This window comes from Paenibacillus sp. MMO-177, assembly GCF_037147795.1.
Classification (GTDB): Bacteria; Bacillota; Bacilli; order Paenibacillales; family Paenibacillaceae; genus Pristimantibacillus.
This window is the reverse complement of record NZ_JBBCUR010000001.1, coordinates 744,137-763,264: the sequence shown is the minus strand read 5'-3', so window position 1 is coordinate 763,264 and position 19,128 is coordinate 744,137. Positions and strand designations below refer to the sequence as shown.

The window sequence follows — 19,128 nt, the reverse complement described above, 5'->3', positions numbered from 1 at the left end:
TCATTGTAACGCAATATTTTTATACGATATGTTCAATTAGAAGATAATACAGTCGTAAATGGGAAAACAGATGACAATATTTTAATACAGTTCGCATCTTTTTGTCATATCCTTCTGACTGGGCGTCTACTAGAATGGAGGTAGAAACAAGAAACGCTAAGGAGGATGTCATAATGGCAAAATCGATCCGCATGGACGAGTTAACATTAGGAGTATGCTATTATCCGGAGCATTGGCCGGAGGGGCTGTGGGAGGACGATTTCCGCCGCATGCGGGAGATGAATATCTCGGTAATCCGGATGGCGGAATTTTCTTGGGCGATGCTCGAGCCGCAGGAAGGCATATTCGATTTCAGCTTTTTCACGCGGGTAATGGATCTGGCGCATCGTTACGGTCTAAGAGTCATTCTGGGTACGCCTACCGCAACGCCGCCGGCTTGGCTGACGCATAAATATCCCGAGGTGCTGAATGCAACGAAAGAAGGCGTGCTGATCAAGCATGGCATGCGCCGCCATTACAATTATTCCAGCACGAAGTACCGGGAGCTTTCGCAGCGAATCGTGCGCAATATGGTGAACGCTTACAAGGACCATCCTGCGGTTATAGGCTGGCAGATCGATAACGAATTCAACTGCGAGAAAAACGTGTTTTATGCCGAAGCCGACCATGCCGCATTCCGGTTATGGCTCAAAGAAAAGTATGAGACGTTGGACAATCTCAATAAAGCTTGGGGTACGGTATTCTGGAGCCAGACCTATACGGATTGGGAGCAGCTGCATCTGTCGCAGACGGATTCGCCGAACCCGCATTTGGCATTGGACGAGAAGCGGTTTATTTCGGATAACGTTATTTCGTTCGCCAAGCTGCAGGTTGATATTATCCGCGAACTGGCGCCTCAGCATTGGGTAACGACTAATGGATTGTTCGGTCATCTAGACAATCATAAGATGACGGATGAGCTGCTCGACTTCTTCTCGTATGATTCGTATCCGCAGTTCAGCAGCGTTTTCTACAACGACAATGAAACCGCCCCACTGCTGGATCGCCAATGGAGCATTAATTTGACAAACGTCAGGTCCATCTCGCAGAACTTCTGCGTCATGGAGCAGCAGTCCGGGCCAGGCGGCTGGGTCGACCGGATAGAGATGGGAACGCCAAGACCGGGACAAATCCGTTTATGGTCGTATCAATCGGTGCTTCACGGAACCGATCTGCTCGTTTATTTCCGCTGGCGTACGGCAACGTTTGGTACCGAAATTTATTGGCATGGCATCAATGACTACCACAATCAGCCAAACCGGAGAGTGCGGGAAGTGGCGCAGGTTGGCGGCGAGTTCGCCAAGATCGGCTCTCTAATCGCAGGGACGGCGTATCAAGCGGAAGTTGCTGTTATGCAGGATTACAACAATACCTGGGATGGAGAGATGGATGTATGGCATGGCCCTCTGCAGTGGCAGAGCATGCGCTCCTGGTTCAAGCAGCTGCAGTACCGGCATATTCCGGCAGACTCCCTTTTCTTGCGTTCGAATACGACTCTCGAGGATTTAGCCAAGTACAAAGTAATTGTCTATCCGCATTCGGCGATTATGACCGATGAGACGGCCGAGCTTCTGACCCGCTATGTGGAGCAGGGGGGCAAGCTGTTCCTGGGTGCCCGCACGGGGTACAAGGATATGAACGGTCAATGCTACATGCGTCCATTCCCGGGTCCGGTTGCGGGATTATGCGGTATTACGGTTGAGGACTTTACGCTTATCAAAGGTAAAGTAAACGCCGCGGAGCTGCAATGGGAAGGCAGACTGTCCGAAGGCACGAAGGCGGTAGGCTTCAACGAGGTGCTTAGCGTTCAGAATCCGGATGCGGAAGTTGTCGCCCGTTACTCGTCCGAATATTATCAAGGGGAGCCGGCTTTAACCCGCAGGAACGTTGGGGAAGGTCAAGTCTGGTACTTAGGGGCTGCTTACAGCGAACCCGTAGTTGACGGGATTTTGGATGAGATTGGATTAAGCTCGCCTCTCGCGGACCGAATCACCGCCCCGGCCGAAGTCGAGATTGGTATTCGCGCTTCGGAGAATGCTTCTTACGCCTTCCTGCTGAACTATTCGGATCAGCCGGTTACGATTCAGGTGAAGCAGCAAGTAACAGACCTCCTGACCGGAGCAACAGTGGAAAACGATGTAGAGATGCCGGCTTACGGCGTTATGGTGTTGGAGCTTTAAGGTATGAGCCCCCGCGGGAATGTTCTTTCGGGGGCTTTTTGCTGCGCAAACAAAAAGCCTGTGGCAATCAGCCGCAGGCAACAATAGAGAATATATAAAGGGGGGTCTTGTCTCTTATTATAGTAACCGATAATGAAAGGAACCTGAGCGGAATATTACAGGAAGGTTACAAATGGGTCTAAGAGCAAGTTACCTGGATGTAAGTAGGCTGGTGTGGGGAAAAAAGTTCTTTAGTTAATCTCACTCGTTTAATATATGGGTGCAGAAAACAAAGCTGTTTAGCGGAATAGCGTCAGGCAGCAATATACAATGAATTAAAAATGCAGAGAATCTTAAGAACTCCTGAGGGATTTTAGGGGTTCTTTTGTATGATCATATGACAACTCATTAAGCTAACGGGCAGGATAGCGTGAAAGAACAAAAGAGGCTCCAGACCAGCAGGAGCCTCTTCTTGCTGTGGTATTAGGTTTTTTACTTTCGTTCTTGCGACAATAGATTTACTTGTCGCGGGATTGTTGGTTCGTTGGAAGCTTAGCTTGTTCAGTGGTGCTTGCTGCGACAGGCATAACGCACATTCCGGTACCGGGGTCGCAGTAGCCGATGGAGTCGTCCTTAACCAAGTGGAGCGTGATAAGCACCTCTTTTGGATCTTTAGCCATTGATCTGCCCCCAGACCTGATCCATGATAGCTTTTTGTGTAGGGATGACAACAACATCTATACAATAAAAGTCGCATAAACTGCGGCTTTTTTATTTTTTGTATAGAAGTTCTTGTCGTGAGCTCAAGACAAGAACTTCTATACATAGTCGCATTAGGACAAGAACTTCTATACAATCCCGTGCTCCTCGAAATTAAGTGCGAAATCAAAAGGCTGGAGTTTGGGGATTACGATTACCTGGTCGGTCATGTTGTTGTTTATATTGCTAGGCGCTCGCGTCAGGTACGTTAGGCAACGCAGAAGAAGATATTATAAATAGATATGTTTAGAGGGCTGCCCCGTGAGGGATGGCTCTTTTTTTATTGGAATGGCTGCGGCATAAGCATGGTCCACAAACGATTGGGGGTTTTTTAGGTATAAGACACAATCCTTCCTCCAGCAACAAGATTGTCCACGAACACGGAGGGAGTATTCACATCGAAAGCACGGTCAACGAAGGAACCATTGTTGACGTGATTTTACCCATCTACTCGTCATTCCTCAAAAGGGATTAGAATTTGAAACTATTGTGATCTCCCTCTGAATTCAATAAGACAGCAACAGTCTTTGAACAAGATTCCAACTTCCTATTTCACCTTCGTCAGAGGCTCTAAATGTAGCCGCACTCTTACATTAATCTTCATAGTAGACCAATGCCGATCCCATGTATCTCTCGTTATTGGTCTGGAGAATGGTTTAGCAGTCAACCCCCCGATCTGAAGGGGGTCAATCTGTAATTTTTGCATTTGGGATAGCAAGCGGATAACATTCTCCTCCAAGTACCGTTCGATTTTTTGTGTAAGAGCGGCATATTGGAAGTTATCCTCGATTCTTGCGAGTGAATTCAATTCATCAATTCTTCCCTTCACATCGATTTCGATGGACAGGGATGATAAATCCGGGGTTAGTTTCTTACGGGTATGCGCGCGAATATGTCCTAATGTAACCGAGAGGTCAGGAAGGACTAAATATCGTACGAATCTGTCCCTATACAACAATTGGTTGATTTGATCGTCCTTTCCACGTATCTCCGCAACCATACTGTCCTGGTCGAAAAATGCTGTTCCTTCATAAAGAAACTGTTCGCCTTCCGCGCGAAATACGGATAGCTGGGGATCGGAAACCGGAGAGTACAGCATTTTCATAAACTGGTGCAAATTGACGACAGTAATTTCTCCTTGTTTTTTCTTCTCGTAATGTTTGAACATACGATAAAGGTAATAATCAATATTGTCTGTTTCATCCAAGTGTTTGGCGAGGAATTCATTAAAGTTGCCTTTCGTGATGACTAAATACAACCGTTGCGAAATGTTCGGATCGGTCAGAACGGTATTGATAAGACGGGTCAGCCCCCGTTTCGCATAAGCTTCGTCCACGAACAACAAGCGGATTTGGCCGGCTTTCAGTTCGTTATAATAGGTCAAATTAAACCCTTTATTGCCTTCGTTTAATAGAGAGACCTTAAGATTAAGCACTCGTTTCTTCTCCTTGATTAGAGGAGGGACGATCGTGCTGATTGAAATCTTTCCATCTTCTCCTCCTCCCTGCACGGACCAGAAAATGATCGGCGTGATTTCTTCAATCATATTGTTTTCCGGTAAGAGGACGCAACCGCACGCGAGTATCAACAAAGAAGACGATAGCAGCACAAGCATTGCTCGCATGAACCATTTCATAACGTTTTCCTGGCTTTGCGCTTGATCGCGATCCAGACAAGAAGAGGCACTAACAAGTATGAGGCTGATCCTGCCCACATCTGCAGGTCGAGCCAAAAGGCCTGTTCGAGCCCGGGCTCCCAAAACCATATACTGATCGGGAGAGTGACGGCCATCGCCGCACAGCTGCTAAAGATCAGCCCAATACGCGTAGTGCTTGTCTTCGTCTTGCCCAGAAAACGAGATGCGCCATATATCATTAACAGGAACAAGGCGATTGAGTAAAGGACGCTGAACATATATGCCGAGATCAAGATAATATCGACCCTTTCAAATATAGGAGATTGCAGGTAGCGCCCCATCTCCAAGTTCGGGTATTTGATGGTTGGCAAGTATTTGGAACCGTAGAAGAGCAAAGCCGCAATGGAAATTAAGAGATACTCGACGACCGAGATGGTGTTAGCGATCGTCAAATATTTCAGCATTTTCTGTTGCGGATTCAGCCAGTATGAAATAGCAATTAAAAATTCAGGTCCAGAAAACGACGAAAAAACGAGCAGTAGGGATTTCCATGAAAACGGCTCTGGGCCAATCGGAATGAGAGGGTATAGTTCGTGAATCGAATTTGATTGCACCAAAAAAAACGGAATATACAGAAAAAAGATCCCAATCGTTCCAATGAACACGACTGTTACGAACCGTATCATGTTTTCCATTCCAAACAGCGCGAAATAGCAGCTAAGGATAAAAGGAAATACAATGTGCCATTCTCGGTCCATAGAGGGAAAAACAAATTGCTGCATGATAGCGGCATAACTGATTGAAATGAAAGAGATCTTGAACAAAAGGAACGGCAAGCTTGCCAAAGCTAACATTTTGATGCCTGTTTTTCCGAATAATTTTTCAAAACCCTTGTACCCTTGGGCAGAGTAGGGAGTTGCGAACCACTTGGACAGCATATATAGGCAAAATTGGGAGGCTATGCCCATTGCTACAATCGCCAATAACATATAAGGTTGCACGAGGGCTGAGGGCATGACAATCATATAATAAAGCATTTGAATCCTATTGGTAAGGAAGAGCGCGTAAAACCCGCTTTCTTGATGTGAGGTTTTTCGAAACAGCGATATAGCTTTCATGGGTTCATTTACTCCTTCTTCTAATACGATACTTGTTCAAAGGACGCAATGCTTCAGGACGATTGCGCATAGCGTGTAACGGCCCTCGGACGAAAAGATCGACCCAATCTCTCCAATAAAACGGTGATACCGGCGCCAAGTAGGGCTGGTTCAAGGACGTAAGCCCGTTCAGATGAGCAAGCAGGCCGACAAGTCCAAGCAAGATACCGGGAACGCCTAAATAGGTCGCGAGCATCAAGAATATGAATTGAAGCAGTAAACTGGATTTGGTGACCAGATAGTTTGGAACGAGAAAAGTGGATATCGCCGAAATGCCTGCCAATACGATTAACACTTTGCTTGCGAATCCGGCCGCTACTGCAGCTTGTCCTATAACAATTCCTCCGATTACCCCCAAGTTTTGGCTCGTTTTGGTCGGCATTCTTAGGCTGGCTTCCTTCATAATTTCTAGCGTAATAAGAATAATAAACGCTTCCCAGAAGGGGGATAGCGGCAGTTTGCTACGAGACTCGATGATTACATATAAAATTTGCAGAGGAAGCATTTGATAATGATGAGTCGTTAATGCCACGTAAAGTGGAATTAGCGTAATGGAAAGAAGGAAACTGAGATAACGTAACGGCCTCAAAAAGCTAGCTACTAACCAGCGGTTTATATAATCCTCTGGCGACTGAAACAAGTGAAACAGCGTAATCGGAGCGATTAAGGCGAAAGGAGTGTTATTGACTAAAATGACCAATTTTCCGATGCCTAGTGCATACGCGCAGGAATCCGGTCGATCGGTCTGAAGATATTGAGGAAAGATGCTGTGATAATGATCTTCCATAAACGCTGCAACATGTGAAGAGTCCAAAAACATATCGAAGTCGATGCTGGAAAGCTTTTTTTTCGCGACCGTAACAAATTCTGGATTGATTAGCCCGTCGATGTACATAAGAACTACGGTTGTTTGGGTTAAGGAGCCGACGGAGTATCTCTCTGTTTTGAGTGCTGTTAAAGGAAGTCTTCTTCTAATTAGCAAGATGTTTTGCTCCAGCAACTCGCTGAAACTGTCTTTTGGGCCAAACATTATTGTTTCCGTCTCTGAGGTTTCAATGGACCGGCTGAGCGAGTTGGGGAGCATAATAGTGTGCCATCGCCCGCTGGACGAGTCGTGAACCAGAACTGAACCCTTCATGAGATACTGGAAGGATTGCTCTAAATTGGATAAACGCGTAATTTGGGCGGTGGTCAGGCTTTTTTCTACCGAACTTTGGAATGATTGAACGAGAGGCACAAGAATCGATTCGTTAAGACGCTCCTGATCGATTAAAGTTTCAAGATAAATAAATGTCAAACGAAGTCCATCGGTAGTCTCTCGATCAATTATCACCGCGTCCTCCATTAGGGCGAGGCGCTGCTTTAAAGCTTCTAAAGAAATTGTTGTCATCGTATCGTTCACCTCCTGAATCAGCCCGCGCTGAGATTACCTTTATTATGCTTTTCTGTATCGCGATTTAAACTAACAATTGGAAATCTTTATTAGTGAGACTTACTGACTTAGAAAGAACTATAATAATGAACCTGCATAAAATGAGATGAGATTGGTCATTTGACTACTTCATCAAAATGTGGAGGTTATAAATGTTTATGTTTTTCCATACCGATCGACAGATGATGCCGACGATGCCGCCTCATCCTATTCTTTTGGAAGCAAGACAGGTCGCTTCAAATCAAATTTTATTGACGTATGATAAGCGGGCTGATATAGCGTCAGCGACAAACGTTTCGAATTATTGGATTCGGAGTAATATGGCTGTCGGCATCGCGAGCGTAGGAATGAAAGATGCGCTAACAGCAGAGAACGCCATACGCCCCGATATGGCAATGATAACACCTGCTGATAATTCCATGATGAGATTCGCCTTGACATTTCGGGTAAACGCCATGTCTGGCGTAATGTACACTGTGCTCCCTTGTTTTGTGAACTTGGAGGGTATGACTGGATATAGAGGAGAAAACTGGGCCACCTTTAGCAAAAATATGTTTATTGGCATGTAATTCAAATGCTGCACTTTAAGAATCTATTCAGTTAATCACCGCCCAATAAAGAGGCGGTTTTTTTGTTCGAAAATCAACAATCAGTCATAACAGAGCCTTAAGCAAAAAAAGAACAAGCTCCTCAAAAAGGTGAGGTGCTTGCTCTTTATGGACTTTTTCAGCGGCCTCTGATATTCAGCGGGCTTTTTCACTAATTTACCTTAAAAGCTTATTGTTTTTTGAAATACAATGGAAACGACTTAAAAGCATTACAGAATGGGTGAAACCGGCTCTGGGGGGACTTGCAGTCGGTATAGTTGGTTATTTGTACCCGCAAGTGCTGGGGGTTGGTTACCCTACAGTGGAAAGTGCTTTAGGCAATCATCTTGGTTTTGGTATTTCGATAGTTGAAGCAATTGAAGGCTAGCGAACTTGCAAAATGATGTCGGGTGACAAGAACATAGTAACATTGTAAGCAGCATAAATTGCGGCTTTTTTATTTTATGTTATCAAGTTCTTGTCAAAATGAAATGACAAGAACTTGATAACATTTCCGATAAGATCCTTCATTGGGCCAGCTGCAGATAACAAAATCAGCGACAGTGTTTATTAAACTAACGGGCAGGATAGTTCCAATATTTGGTCGAACCTTTTAAGACAAGCCTATTCATCGAATTGGAAATGGAAGCACTTGTTATACAATTGGGGCAAATACTAAATGAAGGTGCGTGTGTTTGGAATGAAACCAAAAAAACTTAATGATATTCTTGAAAAAGCAAATGAATTAAACTTTAAGATGTCTTGTGATATTGAAACAGGTCAGTTATTACGTGTTCTCGCTAGCTCAAAACGAGAAGGCATATTTTTAGAACTTGGAACTGGAGCTGGAGCTTCAACAACATGGATATTAGATGGAATGGATATGTCATCTCGATTGATATCTGTTGAAATGACGAATCAATACAGAATATTGCAAAATCTGTTATTGATGATGAGCGGGTACAGTTTATTACGGCAGATGGCGGTGTTTTTATTGAAGAAAGTAAAGGAAAGAAGTTTGATTTTATTTTTGCAGACACTTGGCCAGGAAAGTATTATTACTTAGAAGAAACTCTAATGATGGTAAACTCCGGTGGATTCTATATAATTGATGATTTGAACCCGGTAGACACATGGACTGCAGGCCATGAAGAAAAGGTTAAAAATTTGATAAGTACTATGCGGAATTTAGAAGAATTTCAAATTGTCGAACTTAACTGGTCAACGGGATTAATAATAGCAACTAGAAAATGAGGCGTTAAGCTATCGGTGAACGATAGTTGAATGACCAATTTAACAAAGCTGCCGGCACATGATCGGCAGCTTTGTTACGTTAACGGGCAGGATAGCGTGGTTTAGGGTATAATTCACAGCCCCAAGATAGTGAGAAACCCATCTTTTAGTAAGCCAATTTTAAAGGACGATGTATACCGATACAAGCAGTTTTACTATTTCTACAATTTAAATAAAAAAGGACAGGGAGACCTGTCCTTTCTTTACAGATGAGGATAAATGCATGATGAGTTTATGCTTATTCAAGTTTACAGATCGACTTTCCAGTTCCCCATCATCTTGGCGACTTCCGGATCGCGGTACGATAAGAAGAGACTTTTCTGCGTATCGAGAGTGGAAATTTGTTCGATGTCGTCCGTGCTCAATTCAAAATCGAAAATATTAAAGTTTTCGATGATCCGTTCTTTTTTCACCGATTTCGGGATTACAACGACTCCACGTTGAACAAGCCAGCGAAGCACGACTTGGGCGACGGACTTGTTGTGTTTTTCTGCAATTGAGGCTAGCACTTCGTTCCCAAACAAGTTGTTAAGTCCTTCAGCTAAAGGTGCCCAAGATTGGTGCTGCACTCCCTGCTCTTTCATAAAAGCGGCGCTCTCGATCTGGTGGTAGAACGGGTGCGTTTCGACTTGATTGACAGCTGGCACGATTTCGTTATGCACGATAAGGTCCATCAAACGGTCAGGCAGGAAATTGCTAACCCCGATTGCCTTGATTTTGCCTTCACGATATAGCTCTTCCATCGCATGCCAAGCGCCATAGTAATCGCCGAAAGGCTGGTGAATAAGGTATAAATCCAGATAGTCGAGTTGGAGCTTCTTCAGGGATTTGGAAAATGCCAGCTTGGCACTCTCGTAGTTGGCATCCTGAACCCAAAGCTTGGTTGTGATGAACAGATCCTCACGTGGTATACCGCTGCGCTTGATTGCACGCCCCACCGCTTCCTCATTTAAATAACCTGAGGCAGTATCGATTAGGCGGTAACCAGCCATTAGCGCTTCATATACGGCTTTCTCGCATTCTTCAGCATCATGAACTTGGTAAACACCGAAGCCGATGATCCGTTTGCGTTACACTAAGCTTAGAACCTTCGTGTTACACGAAGTCAAGCTATTATAATATTTATTTTCCAAGGGGCGATTTCACATGTATACAGTCAAAGAGGCCGTTCAAATAACGGGACTCACCGAGCACGCAGTACGCTTTTACACGGATAAAGGTCTGGTGCCAAGCGTACAACGTAATAAAAACAATATTCGGATGTTTGATGACGAATCGATTAACTGGCTGCATGGCATCAAATGCCTCAAGCAATCCGGGATGCCGATTGAAGTTATCAAAATGTACATTGATCTTTGTCTTGAAGGGGATACGACCCTCTCGCAACGCTATTCACTCATGATGGAGCATAAAAAGGAGGCAATCGCAAGGCTTGAAGAAGCCAAACAGCACGTTGCCCATTTGGAACAAAAAACTTTACTATATCAGGCCATTCTGGAGCACCGCTCTCTAGACACGATGAATCCTGGTAACTGGGACAAAATCAAGCATATGCATAGCGACGTATTTTACTCGCCTGCTTTTTAAACGTAAGATGTCGCATGAGACCTAACCCCTTTGAATAATTTACTCGGAATTTCTTAATGATCCACACCCGTCTAAATCCAACTAACAAGGAACTATAGCTCAATACAACAGGACGGCAGCTGACCCTCAAGTCAGCTGCCGTTTCATTAACGTAAAGGGCAGATTATCGCAAATTTAGGATTCTTATGACGCACCATCGTGTTGGGCATGATCTTACAGCTTGCCGTTCAATTCAGAACATTATCAACTAAGCAACTGATTCGCCATCATAACGACACTTCAATATTTTTGCTATACGCGAATGTAGTGCTATTTTGAGGTATCGGAATTAAGTAAATGGTCTGTCGGGTTGCCTTGCGCTTCGTTCGATACAGCCTCCCATGCCTCCCAAGCGGCTAATCGATCGGCATAGGCTCCGCGTACCAAAGGCAAGACTCCAGCACCGACCGCAAACCGCAGAGGCGGGTCCTGGGCGTCTACGATTTGAAGAATCGCTTCGGCTGTTGCCCGCGGATCGCCTCGGTGTTCAGTCGATAAACGACCGAACACCTGATTTCGAAGTTCGGCGTAGACTTCCAATTCCTGTGATGTCTTCATGGACAAGGGACTTCCAAAATCGGTTGCAAATGCGCCAGGCTCAAGTAACGTCACCTTAATGCCGAAGCCTTTAACTTCTTGTGAGAGGCTATCGTGCAGTGCTTCGACTGCCCATTTGGAAGCGCAATAGAATCCGATGAGCGGTGCCGCAACAATGCCCATGGCGCTTGAGACTCCGAGAATGTGCCCGCTGCCCTGTAGTCGAAGCAAAGGCAGGGCAGCTTGGATGACCCGAAGAGTACCAAAGTAATTGGCGTCAAATAGTTCGCGGACGTCGGATTCGCCAGCCTCCTCAGTCGTGCCAACCAACGTGTATCCGGCATTGTTTAAGACGACGTCCAGCCTGCCGAAATGCGCATGTGCCTGTTGAACGACACGCTTGACCTGACGAGCATCCGTCACATCGAGCGCTAGGGGGAGAACGGCTTCTCCAAAACGTTCCTTAAGGTCGACGATGCTTTCCAGTGTGCGAGCGGTCGCGGCAACCTTATCCCCGCGAGAGAGTGCGGCCTCAGCCCAAATGCGCCCTAATCCGCGAGAGGCTCCTGTAATGAACCAGACTTTGTTTTCCATTGTTTTCTCCTCCAATATGTTCCTATGTGTAGTATCTTTTGTTCTCTGTCGTTCTTGTCTAATGTTACGGCTTACCAGCTTGATACGGAACTTCAAATAGGTTAGCATGGTATTAACTATTGGTTCATGCAAAAGGAGGGAATTTCTGAATGAATGAACAACTGAAGACGTTTGTTCAAGTGGCGGAGTCCGGAAGCTTCTCTAAGGCAGCCGAACAGTTATTTATTTCTTCTACCGCGGTGATGAAGCAAATGAATTTGTTGGAAAGGCAAACCGGAACCCCTCTTTTTAACCGTACCAACCACGGTGTCAAGCTCACAGAGGCAGGCGCAGCTTTTATCAAGGATGCAGAATTTATGTTGCAATATTATCAAGAATCTCTGATTCGTATGCGTCAGGCCGCACAAGCAAATCGGCATATTGTTCGGGTCGGCACTTCTATGCTTAACTCATGTAAGGTTTTGATTGATCTGTGGAATGGAATTAGCGACTTATCGCCGCAAATCGGAATAAGTATCGTTCATTTCGAAGATGACGCACATACCCTCCCAACCACTTACCGTACGATCGGCCAATCGTTCGATATCATGGTAGGGCCATTTCTTGCAGACCGCTGGAAGGATTACTACCGTGTGCTTGAATTGGGGAGTTACCGTTTTTGCTTTGCCGTATCTCGGCAGCATAGGCTGGCTTCTCAGAAAACACTTTCTGTCACAGATTTGTATGGGGAGAGATTGGTTGTGGTGAACGGCGGGAACTGCTCAGTCATTCATGACATACGTGATTTTCTGATAAAAAATCATCCTCAAATACGAATTAAAGAGGTTCCGCGACTCTACGACCTTGATGGGTTTAATCGCTGCGAGGAAAGCAATACGGTGATGCTGACATTGGAGGCGTGGGCAGATATTCATCCATCCTTGGTGACGATCCCAAGTGATTTGGATTTTGCAGTTCCATATGGATTGCTATATTCATTACATCCATCGGAGGTAGTCAATCAATTTATAGAAATCATAAAAGAAATGAATGCTAGCAAATAGGGGGACGCATTCAGCTAACGGGAGACTATAGTTGAAAAAAGGCTCTGCTAAATAGGCAGAGCCCTTTCAGTATTTATTGAACTGATCTGGCTGTACTGGAAGGAATTTATTCCTCTAATTTGTACCCAATCACCTATTTAGAGACTAATTACAGATAGACCTTTCCAGCAAGATGCACGGGACCAGTTATGGTAACGGCATTTTGACCAACATGTTCTACGGTCAGAGCATATTGCTGGAATGTACCAACTAGACCAGCAGTTGTCGATTCCGTATGCTGCAGGGCTGTCGTGAAATCAAGCGTTACCCAAGGGCCCTCATCTCTTGTTCCAATAAAAGCAGAATCTGTTGTCTGGAACACAATAGGAGCAGGAGCTGCGGTTCCGCCTCTCCGAATGCGAAAGAGCAGCTTCGGTACAATTGTGAGCAGCAGCAGTTGTGCTTCCCAGCCAATTGTTGCTTTTAGTTCAATCCGGTTGTTGATGTTGCTGATTTGGAGAAAGACTGAAGTCAACAGGTATTCTGCACCCGGTGAGATTAAAAACGGAAGCGAACCCGTTCCTGCAGCAACATCTTGATATTGGTGATCTACAATATTAACAGACATACTATCACCTCCTTTCATAACGGACCAATTACGGTAACCGTATCGATTCCAGCTGTTTCAGCCGACAGATTTAGGACTTGAATAATCCGTTCAGTCCGGGGGATATCACATGATAAAGAAGTGTGATAATGATAGAAGAAGCGGTTTTGGTCCAATAACGGGAATTAGCTTTTGAATATTTTTTGGGAGATAACCTTAGTGCAACGGGGAGATCTTGGCTTTCTAGCAGACGGAGGTTCAATAGAGCTTGCCTTTTCATATATTAGATTCATAGATTTAGTACTATGCAATGTACAGATATACTAAGGACCATGGTATATATTGCCGACAGTCACTTCCTGTTGAACTAATGGGAGACTTTAGTCAGTGAGATTGAAATTGGTTTAGATGATACGTTTACTTATATAGATGTTACGACAGGTGAAGTGATTACGTTAACTAGAGAAGAAATTCGAGCTGCTGAAGATGAACGGCCGCTTGAAAATTTTCCCGAATGGCAAAGAGAGAACATTGAAAGAGCAAGTTGCATACTCGAGGATGAACAAGGGAAATTTGCTGACTTCACGTTAAAAAACGACTATAACGAATATGAACTCATAGAAGAGTTCATAAGGACTGTTGAAGATGAAGATATCAATGAAGCGCTTAATGCAGCAATTACTGGGAAGGGCGCATTTCGCAGATTTAAAGATAAAATAATAGAATTTGGTATTGATAAGCAATGGTACACCCTCTCCGCTTGTTCAAATTGTGATATTATTATTGAAATATCTTCCAAGAGGGTGGTTGGATGAAATTTGTTATGATATTTGGTCCGCAGGCTGTAGGGAAAATGACAGTGGGGCATGAACTGGAAAAGGTAACTGAGCTAAAGTTGTTCCACAATCATGTAACAATTGAAATGTTAGCTCCCCTATTTGGTTTTAATAGTGAAATGTGGAGATTAGTAAATAAATTTCGTCAAGACATATTTGAAACCGCCGCTGAAAGTGATATGTATGGAATGATTTTTACTTATGTATGGGGATTCGATTTGCATGGTGATTGGGACTATGTTGAGAAGGTTTGTAAAACAATCGAAGATAAAGATGGCGAAGTGTTTTTTGTTGAGCTTGAAGCCGATCTTGAGAAAAGAATTGAGCGTAACAAAACTCCTCACAGACTTGAACATAAACCAACAAAAAGGGATGTTGCTCGTTCTGAACAGGATTTATTACAGACAATCGAGCAACATCGATTAAACTCCTTCGAGGGAGAAATTAAAAGAGAAAATTACATCAGAATAAACAACACGAATTTAACTGCTTGTGAGGTTGCTGAAATCATTAAGAACAGATTCGCTTTATAACGATTTTTTGTTGGACTAACGGGAGACGATTGTAAAATAATGCCTAATTACACACGGCAGCAGCTGATAAATGGGGAGTTCATAATAGATGTTAGGGGGATAAAATTGATTAAGGCAATAGTTTTTGATTTTGACGGCTTAATTATTGATACGGAAACGGTTTGGTATCATGCTTACAAAGAAGTGCTTCAGGGCTACAATGTGGATTTTCCCTTGGAGGTATTTGTTAAATGCATTGGTACGGATGATGCAACGCTAAATGCATTTATTGAAGATAAGTTAGGATTAGAAAACATCGAGATTATTATGAAATTAACCAAAGAAAACCACAAATCGAGAATGGAGCTGCTGGACATCAGAGAAGGTGTGAGGGAATATCTGATTGAAGCCAAAAATCTAGGGTTAAAAATAGGCTTGGCTTCAAGTTCCTCAAGGCAATGGGTTGAAGGATTTTTAAAACAACTTCATATACTTGATTACTTCGAAGTAATCAAGACGGGTGACCAGGTCGAAAAAGTTAAACCAGACCCGACTTTATACATAAAAACACTCGAAGCCTTGAATATTAATGCAAACGAAGCTATTGCGTTCGAAGATTCGGCAAATGGGGCAAGAGCTGCAATAGCCGCTGGTTTAAAATGTGTGATTGTAACGAATGAAGTGACAAAGGAAATCAACTTTGAAAAATTTCACTTGAGAATAAATTCAATGAGGGAAATGAGTTTAAGTCAGGTCATTTCACACATAACATGAATCTATGTATTTCGGACAAATTAACGCTTTGTTAAACGGGAAACGTTAGTTCAGAACAAAACGATGGCAGCTGATCTTTTGATGATCGGCTGCCATTTTTTCGTAATATAGGTCTGGTTATTCAAAAGTAAAACGGACACCATTAGGTGCTGTTTAAAAGGACTTCCTACGGCAATATAGGAATAAAGTTGCCTATTTTTTTGTCACAACGGCAAAAGTCATCTTGGATTATAATAATCATATAATGAGGCGAGTTGATGTGGCGCCGCACCTCGCGCTAGGCACTTCTTACATCAAAACACGTAAGGAGGTATTTATGAGAAAATTATTCCTTATTGTTATGTTGATATCATCTGTTGTGTTGCTTGTTGTTGGGTGTAGTCAAGGTCAATCTTCACCTTATGGTACGCCTGTTCCTATCAAAAATTTAAAATGGGGCATGAATGAGGAAGAGGTAATGAATGCTTTAACAATCTCTGAAAAAGATATTACAAAAGTAAATACAGGGCTTGCTCATAACGATCAGATTAATTTTAATAATCAGATTAAATTATTTGACCACTCTGCTGAAGTTAGCTTGACCTTCTCCTATCACATCCTAATTGGAATTACAGCGCAATTTAAAGCAGAAAATGTAGCAGACGTAGAAAAAGCGATAACGAAAGAGCGGGGAACTGGAATTTACAAATATAACGGAAGAAATGAGAAAGCCGAGGTAACCTGGGCTGACGACATACTTGAAAATAATAAAACGTGGAAAGCTGTTGTGGAAGAGATCTATAAAAATCTTGGAATCAAGGTTAGTGATGATCCCATGAAAGACGGAATATCCGTTGGTCAGATGCCGATAACAAGTTGGAATCTAACTATTGATAAAAACAGCCCCCGATATGGGAATATGTTAATTAATGGTGATGCCGCAGCGATGTTAAATTATCCAGAAAAATATACTCCAGAATTAATTCTTAAATAGGCATAGTAAAATGCAGTCATTTTGATTTTCCGAAAGAGATCGGATCCTAGAATCTATCTCATAACGATAGGGGATGCGAACGATACTGACAATTTGGTGCAGGAAATGCACGGAAAGTCATTTTTAATTGCGATAGTATTTAACTCGAAGGGAGGGAGAACGATGGATTGGTTGGAGAGGATGAAAAGCGCCATGGATTATATTGAAACAAATTTGGCGGACAATATCTCATATGATGACATAGCGCAGATTGCCTGTTGCTCTACGTATCATTTTCAACGAATGTTCCCGTTCATCACCGGAATCTCGATATCCGAGTACATCAGACGTCGACGTTTGACATTAGCGGCTTTTGAACTGCAGACAACCGATGCAAAGGTGATCGATGTTGCCATGAAATATGGATACCAATCGCCGGAAGCGTTCGCACGGGCGTTCAAGAATCTCCATGGGATCATGCCGATATCTGCACGCGATAAAGGCGTTTCCTTAAAAGCCTATCCTCGAATGTCCTTTCATATCTCAATAAGAGGAGATGTCGAGATGAATTACCGGATAGAACAAAGAGGAGCTTTTGAGATGTTCGGCGTTTATGGTCATGTTAGTCAGGATTTGCAAACGGCATTTACTGATGTTCCTCAGTTCCGTAAACAATGTGATGAGGACGGCAGTGTGGATCTAATGAACGAGTTGTTGGGGCGGTTTGGTAATACAGTGCTGCACGCTGCCTTATATGACCATACGGGAGAATCATTCAAGTACATGGTATGCTATCATTTACCGAAGGGACTTGAAATTCCGAAGAGATTTACAAAGCTTTCTGTTCCAGCTTTAACATGGGCTATTTTCCCGGAGCCGCAATGTGATTTACAAAAACTATGGGAACGGGTATATACCGAATGGTTCCCGACATCTGGATATGAACAGGTTGAGGGTCCACAATTTGAAATGTATTATGGAATGCCAGGGCATACGCAGGGTGAGATCTGGATACCCGTAAAGAAAAAATAACGATGGTACTAACGAAGAGTTTTAGTTCCAAGGATGAAGCTGCCGGCACGATCGGCAGCTTCTTATGTTAACGAAACACTGTAGTTCAGAACAACAAAGCGGCAGCCGATCAGGAGATCAGTTGCCTATAGCATAACATCACAAACGTCACTCGGAATTGGTAAAATAATTCCCGTTTTCTGGCACAATCGAGCAGGCACTGCCTCTGGGGTTATGGGGGCGTACTATTCCAGATACATAAGCAAACATGTATCTTCCTTAGATCTTCTTATCGAACAGGGACATGAATATCGAAAGGAACGGTAAAGTACGAGTGTCCGTTTCAGCTAATGGCAGTGTTGTAGAGGTGACTGGTACCGCGGTTTATGTGAATGAGTTTGATATTTTAATTTAATCTATTTTATTCTAAATGGAAAACCAAATTCATTGAGGGACGGAGAACGATAGTTCAGGACAGCACGACGGCAGCTAATCACATGATGAGCTGCCGTTTGGCTTTAATATTGCTTCGTTCAGTCACGCCGTATACCGTATTGAGAATGATAAAATCGTCGAATACTGGATTCAGATCGACCGCGAAGGCATTCGAAAGCAGTTGGAAAAAAATGCAGCGGAGTAGGTCCCCCCAAAAAGCCCAATCTTAAAGCCCCGTTCCGGCATATGCTAGTTACGTCCGACCAGCCTACACGGGAGATGATCTCCATGCCTCTTAAGCCCGAGTCCGGACGCGCATCCAGCTTCCGGATCGACGTGCTCATTCCGGCCATCGAAAAAGATTTAAAGACGCTTCCTCATGTCGTAGAAGGCGTAAAGCGCCATGTCCGCCATCCGATCGGGCAGGTGTTGATCGTTGCGCCCAAAAAAGGGGCGATCGTCGACCTCTGTCGGAAAAAAGGGTACCGTTTTATCGACGAGAACACGGTGCTTCCGCTTAAAAAACAAGACATCCGATACAGCTCCAAGCATTGGGAACGCTCCGGCTGGCTGCTTCAGCAGCTGCTGAAGCTAAGCGGCGACAGGCTCGCCGGCACGAAGCATTTTCTCGTCATTGACGCTGATACCGTCCTCATTCGCCCGCATACGTTCCTGTCGGGAGGGCAAACGAGCTACTATACAAGAAGCTGGAGCCAGCCCCAATACTTCGTTACCTACAACAAGCTGATGGGCAAGAAGGCTTCCGCTCCCCGTTCCTTCGTGGCGCATTACATGTTGTTCGACAAGCAAAAGCTGCGGGAGCTGAAAAACGACATCGAGCGGCGGCACGGAAAACGATGGTACAAAGCAATAATGGAAAGCATGAACAAAAAAAAGCAGTTCGCCTTCAGCGAATATGAAACGTACGGCAACTTCGTGTTCGGCCGCTATCCCGGCTCCGTCCGGCTGAAGCCTGCGCTTAACCGCGAGCTGCATTCGGAAGCCTCTTCCCTGACCGAGAATAAACGCCGATCGCTTGCCGCGAAATACCGTTCCGTCAGCTTTCACGAACGGAAAATGTATTCACGGGCTGCGAAAAAAACAGAAGGTTTATAGAAGACGCAACCGGCCACACAATCCGTAAGTGCCCAACTTTGCTT

Annotated in this window: 19 protein-coding genes; 12 read left to right on the top strand and 7 right to left on the bottom strand. The window is 44.1% G+C overall.

Going from position 1 to position 19,128, the window contains the following annotated elements; all coding sequences use genetic code 11:
- Nucleotides 1-173 precede the first annotated feature (173 nt).
- On the top strand, nucleotides 174-2,219 hold the full coding sequence (locus tag WFK81_RS03435; RefSeq protein WP_336785035.1) for a beta-galactosidase: 2,046 nt from the start codon (nucleotides 174-176) through the stop codon (nucleotides 2,217-2,219).
- Between the two features lie 497 nt (nucleotides 2,220-2,716).
- Here WFK81_RS03435 and WFK81_RS03430 read toward each other — a convergent pair whose 3' ends face one another.
- The 4 genes from WFK81_RS03430 to WFK81_RS03415 form a co-directional block, all read right to left on the bottom strand.
- Nucleotides 2,717-2,878, bottom strand: a complete 162-nt coding sequence (locus WFK81_RS03430; RefSeq protein WP_336785034.1) for a hypothetical protein — start codon at nucleotides 2,876-2,878, stop codon at nucleotides 2,717-2,719.
- Nucleotides 2,879-3,504: 626 nt separating this feature from the next.
- The gene (locus WFK81_RS03425) at nucleotides 3,505-4,503 is read right to left on the bottom strand and encodes a Ger(x)C family spore germination protein (protein WP_336785033.1); all 999 of its coding nucleotides are present in this window, start codon (nucleotides 4,501-4,503) and stop codon (nucleotides 3,505-3,507) included.
- Between the two features lie 86 nt (nucleotides 4,504-4,589).
- Nucleotides 4,590-5,711 (bottom strand): GerAB/ArcD/ProY family transporter, encoded by a 1,122-nt coding sequence (locus tag WFK81_RS03420; protein WP_336785032.1) that lies wholly within the window; start codon nucleotides 5,709-5,711, stop codon nucleotides 4,590-4,592.
- A gap of 4 nt (nucleotides 5,712-5,715) precedes the next feature.
- The gene (locus WFK81_RS03415) at nucleotides 5,716-7,140 is read right to left on the bottom strand and encodes a spore germination protein (RefSeq protein WP_336785031.1); all 1,425 of its coding nucleotides are present in this window, start codon (nucleotides 7,138-7,140) and stop codon (nucleotides 5,716-5,718) included.
- A gap of 194 nt (nucleotides 7,141-7,334) precedes the next feature.
- Here WFK81_RS03415 and WFK81_RS03410 point away from each other — a divergent pair, with 194 nt between their 5' ends.
- The 3 genes from WFK81_RS03410 (at nucleotide 7,335) to WFK81_RS03405 (ending at nucleotide 8,835) form a co-directional block, all read left to right on the top strand.
- Entirely contained in the window at nucleotides 7,335-7,751 is a 417-nt protein-coding gene (locus WFK81_RS03410; protein ID WP_336785030.1) for a hypothetical protein, read from the top strand.
- A 172-nt stretch (nucleotides 7,752-7,923) separates the two neighbouring features.
- A complete protein-coding gene (locus tag WFK81_RS30935; protein ID WP_442956026.1) occupies nucleotides 7,924-8,157 on the top strand; it encodes a chloride channel protein in 234 nt (77 codons plus the stop codon).
- Nucleotides 8,158-8,448: 291 nt separating this feature from the next.
- Complete coding sequence (locus tag WFK81_RS03405) at nucleotides 8,449-8,835, top strand: hypothetical protein (RefSeq protein ID WP_336785029.1); 387 nt, start codon at nucleotides 8,449-8,451, stop codon at nucleotides 8,833-8,835.
- Nucleotides 8,836-9,310: 475 nt separating this feature from the next.
- Here the strand turns inward: WFK81_RS03405 and WFK81_RS03400 are convergent, their stop codons facing one another.
- The gene (locus tag WFK81_RS03400) at nucleotides 9,311-10,123 is read right to left on the bottom strand and encodes an aldo/keto reductase (RefSeq protein WP_336785476.1); all 813 of its coding nucleotides are present in this window, start codon (nucleotides 10,121-10,123) and stop codon (nucleotides 9,311-9,313) included.
- A gap of 85 nt (nucleotides 10,124-10,208) precedes the next feature.
- Here WFK81_RS03400 and WFK81_RS03395 point away from each other — a divergent pair, with 85 nt between their 5' ends.
- Entirely contained in the window at nucleotides 10,209-10,649 is a 441-nt protein-coding gene (locus tag WFK81_RS03395) for a MerR family transcriptional regulator (protein ID WP_336785028.1), read from the top strand.
- A 309-nt stretch (nucleotides 10,650-10,958) separates the two neighbouring features.
- Here WFK81_RS03395 and WFK81_RS03390 read toward each other — a convergent pair whose 3' ends face one another.
- Nucleotides 10,959-11,819, bottom strand: a complete 861-nt coding sequence (locus tag WFK81_RS03390) for an SDR family NAD(P)-dependent oxidoreductase (RefSeq protein WP_336785027.1) — start codon at nucleotides 11,817-11,819, stop codon at nucleotides 10,959-10,961.
- A gap of 149 nt (nucleotides 11,820-11,968) precedes the next feature.
- Between WFK81_RS03390 and WFK81_RS03385 the strand changes: the two genes are divergently transcribed.
- Nucleotides 11,969-12,862 (top strand): LysR family transcriptional regulator, encoded by an 894-nt coding sequence (locus tag WFK81_RS03385; protein ID WP_336785026.1) that lies wholly within the window; start codon nucleotides 11,969-11,971, stop codon nucleotides 12,860-12,862.
- Nucleotides 12,863-13,010: 148 nt separating this feature from the next.
- On the opposite strand, the gene WFK81_RS03380 is transcribed toward WFK81_RS03385, so the two are convergent.
- The gene (locus WFK81_RS03380) at nucleotides 13,011-13,469 is read right to left on the bottom strand and encodes a hypothetical protein (protein ID WP_336785025.1); all 459 of its coding nucleotides are present in this window, start codon (nucleotides 13,467-13,469) and stop codon (nucleotides 13,011-13,013) included.
- Nucleotides 13,470-13,894: 425 nt separating this feature from the next.
- Between WFK81_RS03380 and WFK81_RS03375 the strand changes: the two genes are divergently transcribed.
- The 6 genes from WFK81_RS03375 (at nucleotide 13,895) to WFK81_RS03345 (ending at nucleotide 19,084) form a co-directional block, all read left to right on the top strand.
- A complete protein-coding gene (locus WFK81_RS03375; protein WP_336785024.1) occupies nucleotides 13,895-14,263 on the top strand; it encodes a UPF0158 family protein in 369 nt (122 codons plus the stop codon).
- Nucleotides 14,260-14,817, top strand: coding sequence for an AAA family ATPase (locus WFK81_RS03370; protein ID WP_336785023.1), 558 nt, complete (start codon nucleotides 14,260-14,262; stop codon nucleotides 14,815-14,817). Before WFK81_RS03375 ends, WFK81_RS03370 begins: the two co-directional genes overlap by 4 nt.
- A gap of 108 nt (nucleotides 14,818-14,925) precedes the next feature.
- Nucleotides 14,926-15,570 (top strand): HAD family hydrolase, encoded by a 645-nt coding sequence (locus WFK81_RS03365; RefSeq protein WP_336785475.1) that lies wholly within the window; start codon nucleotides 14,926-14,928, stop codon nucleotides 15,568-15,570.
- A gap of 316 nt (nucleotides 15,571-15,886) precedes the next feature.
- Complete coding sequence (locus WFK81_RS03360) at nucleotides 15,887-16,543, top strand: hypothetical protein (RefSeq protein WP_336785022.1); 657 nt, start codon at nucleotides 15,887-15,889, stop codon at nucleotides 16,541-16,543.
- Nucleotides 16,544-16,705: 162 nt separating this feature from the next.
- Entirely contained in the window at nucleotides 16,706-17,554 is an 849-nt protein-coding gene (locus tag WFK81_RS03355; RefSeq protein ID WP_336785021.1) for an AraC family transcriptional regulator, read from the top strand.
- Nucleotides 17,555-18,256: 702 nt separating this feature from the next.
- Complete coding sequence (locus WFK81_RS03345; protein ID WP_336785020.1) at nucleotides 18,257-19,084, top strand: DUF6492 family protein; 828 nt, start codon at nucleotides 18,257-18,259, stop codon at nucleotides 19,082-19,084.
- Nucleotides 19,085-19,128 lie beyond the last annotated feature (44 nt).